This window comes from Arthrobacter methylotrophus, assembly GCF_039539965.1.
In the GTDB taxonomy this organism is placed as follows: domain Bacteria; phylum Actinomycetota; class Actinomycetes; order Actinomycetales; family Micrococcaceae; genus Arthrobacter; species Arthrobacter methylotrophus.
In genome coordinates, this window is the sequence record NZ_BAABED010000001.1 from 1,400,098 (window position 1) to 1,412,499 (window position 12,402).

General features: G+C 63.5%; 12 protein-coding genes. 4 read left to right on the forward strand and 8 right to left on the reverse strand.

Annotated elements, in window-relative coordinates:
* The first annotated feature begins 98 nt into the window (after positions 1–98).
* Positions 99–1,073 (forward strand): class 1b ribonucleoside-diphosphate reductase subunit beta, encoded by a 975-nt coding sequence (gene nrdF / locus ABD884_RS06840; RefSeq protein ID WP_345040995.1) that lies wholly within the window; start codon positions 99–101, stop codon positions 1,071–1,073.
* A gap of 350 nt (positions 1,074–1,423) precedes the next feature.
* Here nrdF and ABD884_RS06845 read toward each other — a convergent pair whose 3' ends face one another.
* The 6 genes from ABD884_RS06845 to ABD884_RS06870 all read right to left on the reverse strand — a co-directional run bounded on the left by ABD884_RS06845 (position 1,424) and on the right by ABD884_RS06870 (position 8,159).
* Positions 1,424–3,556 (reverse strand): ABC transporter permease subunit, encoded by a 2,133-nt coding sequence (locus tag ABD884_RS06845; RefSeq protein WP_345041007.1) that lies wholly within the window; start codon positions 3,554–3,556, stop codon positions 1,424–1,426.
* Positions 3,557–3,676: 120 nt separating this feature from the next.
* Positions 3,677–4,903, reverse strand: a complete 1,227-nt coding sequence (locus tag ABD884_RS06850) for a sugar ABC transporter substrate-binding protein (protein ID WP_345041014.1) — start codon at positions 4,901–4,903, stop codon at positions 3,677–3,679.
* Entirely contained in the window at positions 4,900–5,025 is a 126-nt protein-coding gene (locus ABD884_RS06855) for a hypothetical protein (protein ID WP_345041020.1), read from the reverse strand. Before ABD884_RS06855 ends, ABD884_RS06850 begins: the two co-directional genes overlap by 4 nt.
* A 1-nt stretch (position 5,026) precedes the next feature.
* Complete coding sequence (locus ABD884_RS26165; protein ID WP_425548263.1) at positions 5,027–5,347, reverse strand: hypothetical protein; 321 nt, start codon at positions 5,345–5,347, stop codon at positions 5,027–5,029.
* Between the two features lie 112 nt (positions 5,348–5,459).
* On the reverse strand, positions 5,460–7,073 hold the full coding sequence (locus ABD884_RS06865) for an HNH endonuclease signature motif containing protein (RefSeq protein WP_345041028.1): 1,614 nt from the start codon (positions 7,071–7,073) through the stop codon (positions 5,460–5,462).
* Positions 7,074–7,103: 30 nt separating this feature from the next.
* Positions 7,104–8,159 carry a PDDEXK nuclease domain-containing protein gene (locus tag ABD884_RS06870; RefSeq protein WP_345041035.1) on the reverse strand — a complete coding sequence of 352 codons (1,056 nt, stop codon included), beginning with the start codon at positions 8,157–8,159 and terminating at the stop codon, positions 7,104–7,106.
* A gap of 158 nt (positions 8,160–8,317) precedes the next feature.
* Between ABD884_RS06870 and ABD884_RS06875 the strand changes: the two genes are divergently transcribed.
* A complete protein-coding gene (locus tag ABD884_RS06875) occupies positions 8,318–8,623 on the forward strand; it encodes a putative quinol monooxygenase (protein WP_345041040.1) in 306 nt (101 codons plus the stop codon).
* A 273-nt stretch (positions 8,624–8,896) separates the two neighbouring features.
* On the opposite strand, the gene ABD884_RS06880 is transcribed toward ABD884_RS06875, so the two are convergent.
* Entirely contained in the window at positions 8,897–9,787 is an 891-nt protein-coding gene (locus ABD884_RS06880) for a ribonuclease Z (protein WP_345041047.1), read from the reverse strand.
* A 95-nt stretch (positions 9,788–9,882) separates the two neighbouring features.
* On the opposite strand from ABD884_RS06880, the gene ABD884_RS06885 reads away from it, so the two are divergent.
* Together ABD884_RS06885 and ABD884_RS06890 are read left to right on the forward strand one after the other, a co-directional pair.
* The gene (locus tag ABD884_RS06885) at positions 9,883–10,845 is read left to right on the forward strand and encodes a dienelactone hydrolase family protein (RefSeq protein ID WP_345041052.1); all 963 of its coding nucleotides are present in this window, start codon (positions 9,883–9,885) and stop codon (positions 10,843–10,845) included.
* 27 nt (positions 10,846–10,872) lie between these two features.
* Positions 10,873–11,529, forward strand: a complete 657-nt coding sequence (locus ABD884_RS06890; RefSeq protein ID WP_345041057.1) for a DNA alkylation repair protein — start codon at positions 10,873–10,875, stop codon at positions 11,527–11,529.
* Between the two features lie 3 nt (positions 11,530–11,532).
* Here ABD884_RS06890 and ABD884_RS06895 read toward each other — a convergent pair whose 3' ends face one another.
* A complete protein-coding gene (locus tag ABD884_RS06895) occupies positions 11,533–12,321 on the reverse strand; it encodes a polysaccharide deacetylase family protein (RefSeq protein WP_345041063.1) in 789 nt (262 codons plus the stop codon).
* Positions 12,322–12,402: the final 81 nt, after the last annotated feature.

Sequence of the window (12,402 nt, forward strand, 5' to 3'; positions counted from 1 at the left end):
TGCGGCAACCGCCGCGCCATACAACTGAAGAGTACGACGCCGGGTGAGCGCCCGGCGTCGTACGCTTACCTTAAGAACACATACGTTAAGGGGACGAAATGACCGAGAAGGTCAAGCTGCTTAGCCACGTCGAAGCGATCAATTGGAACCGCATCCAGGACGACAAGGACGTGGAGGTCTGGAACCGCCTGGTCAACAACTTCTGGCTGCCCGAGAAGGTGCCGTTGTCCAACGATGTCCAGTCGTGGCACACCCTGACTCCGGACGAACAGCAGCTCACCATGCGCGTCTTCACGGGCCTGACCCTGCTGGACACCATCCAGGGCACGGTTGGCGCTGTTTCCTTGATTCCGGACGCGATCACCCCGCATGAAGAGGCGGTGTACACGAACATCGCCTTTATGGAGTCGGTGCACGCGAAATCGTACTCGTCGATTTTCTCCACCCTGTGCTCCACCAAGGAGATCGACGATGCCTTCCGCTGGTCCCTCGAGAACGAGAACCTGCAGAAGAAGGCGCAGATCGTCATGGACTACTACCGAGGCGACGATCCCCTCAAGCGCAAGGTCGCTTCCACACTGCTGGAATCGTTCCTGTTCTACTCCGGGTTCTACCTGCCCATGTACTGGTCCTCGCGGGCGAAGCTCACGAACACGGCAGACCTCATCCGTCTGATCATCCGCGACGAAGCCGTACACGGCTACTACATCGGCTACAAGTTCCAGAAGGGCCTTGAAAAGGTCTCCGAGGAACGGCGCCAGGAAATCAAGGACTACACGTTCGAGCTGCTCTTCGAGCTGTACGAAAACGAAGTCCAGTACACGCACGACCTCTACGACGGAGTGGGCCTGGCCGAGGACGTGAAGAAGTTCCTGCACTACAACGCCAACAAGGCCCTCATGAACCTCGGCTACGAGGCCATGTTCCCGGCCTCCGTCACCGACGTGAACCCAGCCATTTTGTCGGCCCTGTCACCCAATGCTGACGAGAACCACGACTTCTTCTCGGGGTCGGGCTCGTCTTATGTGATTGGGAAAGCGGTTAATACTGAGGATGAGGACTGGGAGTTTTAGGGGTCCTGTTGAGCTAGTTGGAAGACTTCCAACTAGCTGCCACTAAAGCGGGCCCTGCACGGTAAATCATGCAGGGCCCGATTTAGTGAGCTCTCAGCAGCCCATGGCTTGATCCCGACCGCGCAGGGAGTTGTGTCAGCGGACCGGACTTTTCGGAGTGCCGGCAGCGGGCACGCTGTTCGAGAGGTTTGATGCCGACGACGGCTAATGTCATTCAGAAGGTTGGGCATTAGTAGTTCACGTTCTTCGCACTCCGTCGTCCGATCTGGCCAGCGACGTCGAGGCGGCCGCGGAAGATCTGCAGCGAATCGTTCATGTTTTCCTACCCTTGCAAAAGCGCTTGCCTTGCCTCACGTCCGGGAGCGCCCTCGGCGGGCGACCGCGTCGATCGTCACGGCCGAGACGAGAACCAGCGCGGTGACCACATACTTCGCCGGCGCGCTGTAGCCCTGCAGGCCCATGCCGTTGTCGATCGCTGCGATCACCAGGCCGCCGAGGACCCCGTGCAGCACCTTGCCTCGGCCGCCGAATAGGCTGGTGCCGCCGATCACCGCCGCGGCGACGGCGTAGAGCACCAGCGTGCCGCCGTCGTACGAGGTTGAGACCGAGCGGAGCCGGGACGCGTAAACGATTCCGGCGATTCCGGCAGTGAAGGAAGCGAGCATGAAGGCGATCGTTCGGATGCGCGCGAGATTCACGCCGCCCCGTCGTGCGGCCTCGGCATTGCCGCCAATAGCGTAGACGTAGCGGCCGAACCGGGTGCGGCCGAGCAGCAGCGTCCAGGCCGCGAGGACTCCGAGTACAACCAGCAGTACCCAGGGCACACCGCTGATTTCAACCAGAGTGCCTCGGTTGGTGTTGCAAAGCCAGACGACGGCCACACCTGTGGCGAGCACGGCCGCAATCTTCAGGGCGCTCACGCTGACCGGCGGCGCGACGAGTCCGCTATCGCGCCGGCGGGCGTCCCTCAGCCACGTCCAGGTGCTGAACACTCCGGCGACGACGAACATTACGGTCCAGCTGGTCAACGGGCTGAGGTTGCCGCTGGCGATGTCGTTGATGACGTTGTCGTTGATGGGCACCACGCCGCCGCTGCCGAGGATCATCAGCATCACGCCGAGCCAGCCGAGCTGGCCACCGAGCGTCACGACGAATGACGGCAGCCCGAGGCGGGTGATGATCGTGCCATGCAGCACCCCGATCCCGGCGCAGGCAGCCAGCCCGACGGCGATCGCCGCCCACCACGGCCAGCCGGTCGACTCCTGTACAAGTTCGGCCATGATGACACCGCCCACGCCGCCGACGTACCCGATTGACAGGTCGATCTCGCCGAGCAGGAGCACGAAGACCTGGCCCATCGCCAGCAGCATGAACACCGAACCCTGAATGAGCAGGTTCACCATGTTGCCGGGGGTCAGGAAGTTCGGGTTCAGCGATTGGAACAGCGCCGAGATCAGGAGCAGGCCCGCGAGCACCGGCAGCACTCCGCTCTCACCGGCCCGAACCCGCGCCAGCGCCGCGCGGAAGTACTCGGGCAGCGACGTGGCGGTGATGTCGGGGTTCAGCGCCAGCGCGGCCTTTCGCGCGGCAGCCGCGGTCGTCGGCTCCTCATGGAGGGCACCTGCGACGGACGGGAGCGGCCCCTTGGCGGCGGGAATCCTGCGTTGCGACGGCATTGAGGGCGCGGGTTCCGGCCTTACCCGGTCGGAGACACCGGTGGTCATCAGGTCGACCACGATCTGCCGGTCCACTTCCGTGATGGGCCGAACCTCCACGAGCCGCCCGAGCCTGAGTACGGCGATGCGGTCGGCGACCTGGAAGACGTCGTTCATGTTGTGCGAGATGACGATGACGGCGACGCCGCGGTCGGCGAGCTGGCGAATGAGGTTGAGGACGACCTCAGTCTGGGCGACGCCGAGAGCCGCCGTCGGCTCGTCCATGATGACGAGTTTCGAGTTCCACAGCACAGACTTCGCGATCGACACGGACTGGCGTTGGCCGCCGGACAGCGACGCGACCGGCTGCCGGATCGAACGCACGCTCGTCACGGCCAGGCTCGCCAGCGTCTCCCGGGCCGCGATCTCCATGCTCTCTTCATCGAGGAGGAGATGGCGCAGGCGCTCGCGGCCGAGGAACATGTTCTGCACGATGTCGAGGTTGTCGCACAGGGCCAGATCCTGGTAGACGGTCTCGATGCCGCGTTCGGCGGCCTCGTGGGGTGAGTTCAACCTGACGGGCTTGTTTTCCCAAAACAGCTGGCCGTCGTCGGGGGCGTAAATGCCGGCTACGCACTTGATCAGCACTGACTTGCCCGCGCCGTTGTCGCCGGCCAGCGCGGTCACCTTCCCGGTCGGCACTTCGAGGGTGACGTCGGCCAGCGCCTGCACCGGCCCGAAGTTCTTGTCGATCCCCACGAGGCGAAGCAACGGCCCGGCGTCAGGTCGGGCCGTTGTCGCCGGCTGCGATGGCGTTTCAGGAATCACGCTAGTTCCTTCGGTGAGCGCTGGGGGCCAGGCCGATCCGGTCCTTCCCTGTCCCCTGCAGGAAACGACCGGTTCGAGGGTTGCGAACTACTTGATGTTTTACCTACTTCGCTGTTCCGACTACTGGATGCCGGCCGCGGTGCATGCGTCCTTCACCTGTGAGATGCACAGCGCGGGGACCGTCACAGCGCCGTCCTTGACGACCGTCTCGGCCATGTTCTTCGTGGTAACCCACAACGGGGTCAGCAGGACCGACGCGACATCGGTTTTCGCCGTGTCGTCCGTCGTCTTGCCGTTCACCAGTGTAGAAGGAACGTCCACGCCCGCCCGAAGGTAGAGCGCAGCCGCGGCAGCGGCCTGGGCCTCAAAGTAGATCGGCTTGTACACTGTTCCGCACTGGTAGCCCTTCAGGATGTTCTGCAGGCCGGACAGGGACGCGTCCTGCCCCGTGGTCGGGAAGGTCTTGGCGGGGATCTGCTTGCTCTGCAGGTACGCGATCACCGCGTTGGCGTTGTCATCGTTGGGCGTGACGACCGCGTTGATGTTCGGATGGGCGGTGTACTGCTGGGCGAAGGTTGTCTGTGCTACCGAGGGTGTCCAGGTGCCGGCGGGCTCGCCGGCGTTCACGTACTCGCCGCTGTCGAAGTGCGGCTTGAGCACGCCGTTGTAGCCTTCGGCGAACAGCTTCGCGTTGTTGTCGGTCGGGTCGCCATCCATGATCAGGATGTTCGGCTTGCTGACCTTCCAGTCGCCGATGCAACTGACTTCGCCGTCGCCAATCAGCTGACCGACCTTGACGTTGTCGAAGCTCACGTAGACGCGATCTTTCGCGCCGCCCTTGACGAGCCGGTCATAGTCGATCACCTTGACGCCGCGCGCGGTAGCGGCCGCCTCGATGGCCGCGCCCGAACCCGAGTCGAGAGCGTCGACCAGCAGCACGGATGCCCCGGCCGTGATGTCGGCCTCGGCCTGCGTCTGCATCGTACTCGCGCTGCCCTGCGCGTTGTCGATCTTGAACTTGGTGGAGTCCAGCCCTGCCGCCTCGAACGCCTTCTTCAGGTACGGGGCGTCGAACGTAACGTACCGCGCGGAGGTCGTGGTGTCGGGCAGTAGAACGCCGACCATGCCCTTGCCCTGCGAGCCGAGCGACGTGAGTTGTTTCATCGCTGAGAAATCGGCGGTGAACGCAGCCGCGGAGATCTGCGGTACGGCGCCTCCGGAGCCCGTAGCGCTCGGCGTGGAGGATGGGCTCGGGGAGCTGCAAGCGGCGATCGCCGTGATGGTGAGGGCTGCAACGAAGGTGGTTCTGACGCCTCGTGCTGAATCCTTCAAGTGTTTCAACTTCATCTTTCCTTCCATTGGTTGCGGCTGCAGGCGACTTGGCCTGGCCGGGCCGGGATCTGGGCGTTGTTGCCGGGCGCAGGTCGATGCTCGAGATCGCGGCCATTCTCACCAACGGACGTCGACATGTCAGCACCTCGCTGACTGGCGACTCAAGGTCCAGAGGCTCGACATCCCAAGGTCCTTTCGGGAGAAAACATGCCCGGTATTTCGGCATGCTCGTCGTTGTTGTTCTATGGCTTCGTTGTAGACCTGAAGTCTGTTCTTCGCAAGGCTTCGTCCCCGAGCGTAGCGACGCCGTGGCGACCGTGGGGGGATCGCGAACATCAGGCTCACCTGCAGCGCTTTGAGTTGGGCGTGTGTGAGTTCTTGTTGGGCTTTCGGCCGCTCCGCGATCGCGCGCAGTTTGCCGAGGTTCACACTGTGATCGTCGCCGTGCTTTTCATTCACTTCGCGGGCTCTCGAATCCTCAACCGCTGCCAGCTTGGCCAGGAGCTCATCCACCGTTGTCCCGGCCCTCTCAGCCCCCTATTCCTCGTTCCCTGTATGAGGATCGAATTGATCAGGCGCTCTGGAAAACCACACCTTCTGATAGAGGTTCGTCGAGGGGCGTGGGCCAGCCAAGATTGTCCGTGTCGTCCATGTCGCATGCTGGCCATGGGTGTGTGTCCGTGAAGGAGTGCCAGTCCGGGAATGGATCCGGGGGCATTTCCGGCCGTTCTTCGTCCGGGCGTGGTTGTGGGCCTGGTTGTGTGTCGGTAATCGGGATGTGTTCTGGCCAGTAGGGTGGTTCCCAGTCTTGGTGTTCGCTGGGGTAGTGGCGTTTGGAGGGTGATGTCCATCCCGGTGGACTATTTTTGCTGGCTGTGGTGGGGGTCCAGCCGGTCCGGTGTTTGAGGCGGTGGTGTTTGGGGCAGGGCTGGGCCAGGTTGGAGATGCCGGTGGTGCCTCCGTGGGCCCAGGCCAGGAGGTGGTCTGCTTCGTTGTCCAGGGAGTGGTTGTTGCAGCCGGGGAAGGGGCATTTGCCGTCGCGGAGCCGGAGCCATTGGCGTTGGGCTTTGGTGACGCGGTAGCTGGTGCGTCCGATTTCCAGCGGGGCACCGTCGCGGGGGTCGGTCAGGACGCGGTGGAAGGAGTCTGCGCCGTCGGTGATCAGGCGCCGCGCCATGGACGGCGGGATCGGCCCGTACCCGTCCAGCATGGCCGGTTCGTCCGTGGCGCCCAGCAGTGACAGGACGGGGACGGTGATCAGGACCTGTGCTTTGGGGGAGGGGACGCGCCCGGCCTGTCCTGGTTCCGCCCCGCTGACTTCCGTGCCGCCGTCGGGCATTTCATCGTTGGTGTTGTTGGTGCCGTTGGTGAGGAGCCAGGTGGCGGTGATGTCGGCGCGGAGCTGGGCGAGGGTCCGGGGTTCGTGGGGGCTTTGGAGGGCGCGGGCCGCGGTGGTGGTGCGGTTCCAGATCGCCGCGGCGGTGGCTGCGGGGAGGTGGGCTGAGAGCCATGCCATGCCGTCCTTGTCCGGGGTGTATTCGACGCGCCGGTCCTGGGCTCGTTTGGCGTGGCGTTTTTCGATGCTGATCGGGTGGTGGCGTTCGCGCCAGGTGAGGGCTTTGGCGCGGAACCGGGAGGGGACGAGGTCTCCGGCGGGGCAGCCGCGGGCGGGGGTGGGCGTGTCGGGGTCCAGGAAGTGTGTTTCGAGGGCGGCGGGGTCCAGGGTGTCGGTTTCGTCGATGATGATGCGGGCGTGCTGCCAGGAGATCGTCCCGGATCCAAGGGCGGTCAGGGTCCGTGGCAGGGCCGTGGTCAATGCGTGGCTTTCGGAGAGGAGGGCTGCGGCGGTTCGTTCGCTGACGGTCAGGGCGCAGGCGAGCTCGGCGATCAGGGCGAGTTCGTGGGCGGTGCGTTCCTGCGGGGAGGGGGCCGGTGATGCCAGGGCCCTGGCTGCCTGGACGTAGTTGGCGGCGAGCTTGGCTTTCAGGGCGGCGGTCCGGGCTTCCAGGCGGGCGACCTCGGCGAGGCCGTCCAGGCAATCATCCGCCAGGCTGCGCAGGGGATCGGGGCGGTCCGTACCGGCTTCGGCCAGGGCAGCAAGCACGGCAACGGACGCGGCAACGGCCTCCACGGCCGCCCCGGCATCCGCGCTGCTGTCCACACTCAAAGCTGTCCTTCCCTCCATCCCCACAGCATCGCAGGAGGCGCCGACAATTTAACGCGATCGGGAAAGTTCGGCCTCCAACTCGCTGATACTTGGTAGCGTCGAGGCGAACTCGGGCAGCGAGCCCGCGATTTCCGCCTCCCATTCCGCGATGCCCACAGGCTTGTTGAACCCGCGCAGCGCGTATTCGGCCACCACATTGTTCTTGGTTTTGCACAGCAACAGCCCAATGGTCGGCTGGTCGTCGGCGTGCGGGAGCAGATCGTCCACGGCGGACATGTACATATTGATCTGGCCAAGGTATTCCGGCTTGAAGGCGGTGGCTTTCAGTTCAATCACCACGAAGCAACGCAGTTTGAAGTTGTAGAACAGCAGATCGGTGAAGAACTCGTCGCTGCTGATGGTGAGCCGCACCTGCCGACCCACGAACGCGAAGCCCTGCCCAAGTTCCAGGAGGAACTTTTCAACGTGCCGGATCAACTGATTTTCAAGGTCGCGCTCGTCCCGTTTGCCGGCCATGGCAACAAAATCAAAGACGTAGGGGTCCTTGAATGACTGTTGGGCAAGATCAGAGCCCGACGGCGGCATGGTCGCCTTGAAGTTGGTGATCGCCTTGCCGGAGCGCTCGTGAAGTCGGGTTTCGATCTGAACCGCCAAGACGCTCCGCGACCAGCCCTCGGCCAGCGCCTGGTCAGCGTACCAGACCCTGTCAGCATGGTCCTCCAGTTTGTCCAGCAAGAGGACGTTGTGCCCCCACGGCAATGTTGCAACAGACTGTTGCAACATTGGGAATTCCGGCCAAGCCTCCGCAAAGGACTTCATGTACCGCAGGTTCCGTGGCGAGAAACCCCTTGCCTCCGGAAAGGCGGAGCGGACGTCGGCCGAGAGCCTTGTGACCACCTTGCTGCCCCAACCTTCCGCGGACTCCCGCTCCGCCAGTTGCCTGCCGATTCTCCAATAGGCAACGAGCATCTCGCGGTTAGCTGCCGAGATTGCCCTTGACCGGCCGGAAAAGACCTGGCGAGAAACTGCGGCCAGCAATTCCGGGTACCAATCAGGCATGCCGGAAGTCGTGGGTGTTGATTCAAACGAAGCTGGTACGGACATACGTCTCGGATCCTCTCGGGCGGCAATCTCAACGTGAAACTATCTGCAGGCCCAGACATTAATCGCCGGACATGAGTTGGGAGCCACTATCCCGTTGCCCAGGGGACGTGCTTGTCTTGGAAGACATGTTTCCCAAGTCCCAACCAGGAGGAGACAAAGTGCCTATCTGCCAAACAGCTACCTACCAGGTTCAGTCCTACGCCGTCGGGCGGGTCAAAGCGGCCATCGAAGTATTCGTGGACTACGTCAGGGCGAACGAACCGGGAACTCGGCTCTACTCCGCTTGGCAGGACGCCGAAGATCCCACGAAGTTCGTCCATCTGTTCATTTTCGAAGACGAGGCAGCTCGCGAAGCCCACGGGAAATCCGCAGAGGTGGCGGCATTCGAAGCCGTCTACCGGCCTGTTCTCACTGCCGGTCCAGTGGTGTTCAAAGACTATTCAATGATTGCAAGCAACATCTGAACCGCACCACGGGGGACTGCTCAAGGGTGAACAAGTTTGGGGGGCCGGCGGCGTCTGGGGTAGAGAGCCCCGAGCCCCGGGCTCAAGGGGCCTCCCGCCGTCGGCCCCGTCCCATACCGGTCCCGGAGGGCCGGTAGCTCATCGAGGTGCCGAATGTGCTCCTCTACATATTCAACCGTCTTTTCCTACGATGTGAAACGAGTGACGTGTACTCGTTTTATGTCAGAAGACTCCGGAATCCCCAGCGTGCTTACGCAGGCCGGAGACCTTAGGCTATGACCAGCGCTTCCGTTTCGGGAAGGGAATCCTGTCCAAGTCGTTCGCTGCCACGACCGGAATCCCGCCGGAACGCGCCCGGGCTTGCTCGGCGAGCTGCCCGACGTCGGGATAGCGCGACGAAAAGTGGGTCAACAGGAGCATGCCCGCTCCGGCGGTGGCAGCCAGTGCGCCGGCTTGCCCGGCCGTGAGGTGCCGGTATTGGGCGGCGAGGACGCCGTCGTCGTCGCTGAACGTGGATTCCGCCACGAGAAGATCGACCCCCTCGGCAAGTTCCTCCGCACCGGCGCAGGGCGCCGTGTCCATCACGAAAGCAAAGCTTTGCCCGGGCCTTGGCACGCTCACCTCCTCAAGGCGCACGCCACCCATGCTCCCGTCCCGTTGCAGGAGGCTGACGTCCGGCCCGGTAATCCCGGCCGCCGCCAACCGCTCGGGCAGCAGGCTGCGGCCGTCAGGCTCCGTAACCCTATAGCCGTACGTCTCGAGGCGATGCAATAGCGGGCGCACGTCCAGTCCCGAAGCGACAGGTCCCGCGCTTCCGTGCGGATGGAGACGGAGGTCGACGCCGGGGGACGCGACGGCCACGAGCGCACGGATCATGTCCTCCCCGGAAGCGGGATAGTGCACGTGAATCGGATGCGCCACACGGTCCAGTGCCATGCGCGAAAGCACGCCGGGAAGCCCCAGGCAGTGGTCGCCGTGGACATGGGTGATGCAGATGCGCGTGATTTGGCTGCTCGAGACACCAGCCTGGATCATCTGACGCTGAGTGCCTTCCCCAGGGTCGAAGAGCAGGCCCTCGCCGTCCCAGCGGAGCACATAACCGTTATGGTTGCGGGTTCGCGTCGGGACCTGGGAGGCGGTGCCGAGGACGACGAATTCACGCATGGACCGAGTGTCTCATTGCGGGGCGGCTTTACCCACTGATCTTGCCTAGCGATGGTCTTGGGAGGAGGATATGCGGCAAACTCAGGAGGCCCTCCATGATCCAGCTCGGAAAATTTGAAACGTACCTGGTCGAAGAGTTCTTCGACGACTACCGCGCGGGAGACATATCCCAGCGGACGTTCATTCGTCGGGTGGCTTTCATCACCGGGAGCATGGCTGCCGCTTCCTCGACGATGCTGCAACTCGGATGTACTCCGGATGAGATCCCGCGAGGCACCGATCCCATGCCACGCCCCGAAACCACAGGAGTGCTTGCGTCCGCGCAGGCGGTCCCAGGGGCGAGGAGCCCGCTATCCGTCCCCGAGGATGCGCCCGGCCTGGTGACGGCCACCATCCAGTTCCCCGCTGGCGAAACCGAGATCAGCGCCTACCTCGCCAGGCCTGAAGCGCCCGACGCCGGTCCGGCGGTCCTTGTGTGCCACGAGAACCGCGGTCTCACCCCGCATATCCAGGACGTCGCGCGACGCTTCGCGAAAGCCGGATACGTTGCCTTGGCCCCGGATCTTCTGAGCAGGGAGGGAGGAACCTCGAGCCTTGATCCCGACGCCGTACCAGGAGCGTTGACGCGTGCCGGAGCCCAGCGCCATGTCTCCGACTTTGCTGCTGGTTTCGACTATCTCCGATCACTGGACTTTGTTGACGGGAACCGGATCGCGATGAATGGCTATTGTTTTGGCGGTGGAATCACGTGGCAGGCCGCAACCGAAATACCCGGGCTGAAGGCCACGGCAGCCTTCTACGGACCCGCACCCGATCTGGACAAGGTCCCGGCCATAAAACCGGCGGTCTTCGGCGTCTATGCCGAACTTGACCAGCGCATCACTGGTGCAATGCCGGCCCTGCGGGATGCGCTCGCTGCCACCGACGTCCATCACAGACTCACGGTCTATCCCGGCGTCGACCACGCCTTCCACAACGACACCAGCGATCGGTACAAGGAAACGCAGGCCACGGCTGCCTGGCAGGACATGCTGGCCTGGTTTGGCGAGTACGTCTGACAGGCGCTATTGCGAAAGAATGTTCGTATGAGTGACGCCGCCGAGTTCATCGATGAGGCTTTACGCCGTGAAAGCTCTTGGATCCGAGCGGAAGAGGCGCAGGCACGGTTGGGAGACGGACTCCGCCACTACGGATCTTCGATGGGTGCCATCAGGGGAACAGTTCGCGACGCCCTCCGCCGTTACCAGGGCCTCGCGCATGACGAGATCACCGCCTTGAGCTCCGAGTTGTGGGACCCTCCGGTCTTCGAACGTCGACTCGCGGCGATCGTGCTGTTGCAGAGCACCGTCCACCTGCTGACCAACACCGATCTGACGCGCCTGGAGGGTTTTGTGCGCGAGGGAAGGCTGCGCGAACTGGGCGATCCGCTCGCAGTGGACGTCATCGGACCCTTGATTGCCGGATTGGAGGGGCAGGGCAGGGCCCGGGCTGACGGCGTGCTGGATCGCTGGGTTCGGGATTCCGACGAGTGGCTTTGCCGCGCGGCCCTGCTGTCTCCACTGAGGGCGCTCCGTGCCGGTGGCGGGAACTGGGATGCGTTCGTGCGGCAGGCCACCGTAGCGCTCGAGGCGGTTCGGGAGACGGACCAGCAATCGGAGGTGGTCAGTGAAGCCGTTTCCACCGTGCTGAACGAGGTTGCCAAGCGCAGGCCCGAGCTGCAGTTCCCCTCGTCGGTGGCGTGAATCCTAGTGCCCCAAGGCCTGGGCAACGGTTTGGACGGATGTGGTGCCGTTGGCGGTCCGCGCAGCCAGCCAGGTGACAAAGGTAGCAAAGAGGCTCGGGCTGATGGTGAGCGTTGGATCAGTTCCGACGGCGATGTGGTGGAATGTCAGTTGGAGCCAACCGCCCGTCGACTCGGCATTGGTGACCAGATCCTCCAGGTTCTGCAGGGTCCACGTGCTGTCGACTTCATCCGGCGCCTTGGTCACCAAAGGGTTTTCAGGTGGGAGGGTCTCAGCGAACGGGCAGCCCGCACAGCTTGCGGGCGAGGTGATGTCGCCCAGGCCCCGTCCGCTGGCAAAGCCACAGTTGGCCACATCAGCCTGAACGGCAGCGTTTTCAGCGGCAAAAGGATAGGCGAAGTCGCTGACTTGGAATCCCCAACTCGAGAGCGTTGATTTTCCGTCGCAGATTTCCGCGGTAGCGGCTGCCGTGCTGAGAGTGGTCAGGTCCGGGTGGGTGACGGTGTGGCCGCCGATCTCATTGCCATCGGCGGCGATGTTGTGCAGATCCGTCTGGGTGAGGTAGCCCGGGCCGCCGATCCAGCTGGTGGTGATGAAGAAGGTTCCTTTCAGCCCATGAGCCTTCAGGACCTGCTCGGCGGCGAGCTGATTGTCGTTGCCATCGTCGAAAGTGAGGCTCACGACTGTCCGCGCTGCGGCATGCGCGGGAACTACCACCCCGACGAAGGCCCCAGCGGTAAGTAGCAGGGCGCCAAGGGCGGCCATTATCTGCTTGTGCTTGATTGTGCGCATGGCTCCTCCAAGAGACGAGGACCCCAGTGCTCAATATGAAAAAAAGGCTACGCCCTAAAGCGTGCAAGGTGAACACCAAAA

Coding starts and splice junctions, on each gene's coding strand:
- nrdF (WP_345040995.1), top strand. CDS start 99: ATGACCGAGAAGGTCAAGCTGCTTAGCCACGTCGAAGCGATCAATTGG.
- ABD884_RS06850 (WP_345041014.1), bottom strand. CDS start 4,903: ATGAAGTTGAAACACTTGAAGGATTCAGCACGAGGCGTCAGAACCACC.
- ABD884_RS06855 (WP_345041020.1), bottom strand. CDS start 5,025: ATGTCGACGTCCGTTGGTGAGAATGGCCGCGATCTCGAGCATCGACCT.
- ABD884_RS06865 (WP_345041028.1), bottom strand. CDS start 7,073: ATGGAGGGAAGGACAGCTTTGAGTGTGGACAGCAGCGCGGATGCCGGG.
- ABD884_RS06870 (WP_345041035.1), bottom strand. CDS start 8,159: ATGTCCGTACCAGCTTCGTTTGAATCAACACCCACGACTTCCGGCATG.
- ABD884_RS06880 (WP_345041047.1), bottom strand. CDS start 9,787: ATGCGTGAATTCGTCGTCCTCGGCACCGCCTCCCAGGTCCCGACGCGA.
- ABD884_RS06885 (WP_345041052.1), top strand. CDS start 9,883: ATGATCCAGCTCGGAAAATTTGAAACGTACCTGGTCGAAGAGTTCTTC.
- ABD884_RS06890 (WP_345041057.1), top strand. CDS start 10,873: ATGAGTGACGCCGCCGAGTTCATCGATGAGGCTTTACGCCGTGAAAGC.
- ABD884_RS06895 (WP_345041063.1), bottom strand. CDS start 12,321: ATGCGCACAATCAAGCACAAGCAGATAATGGCCGCCCTTGGCGCCCTG.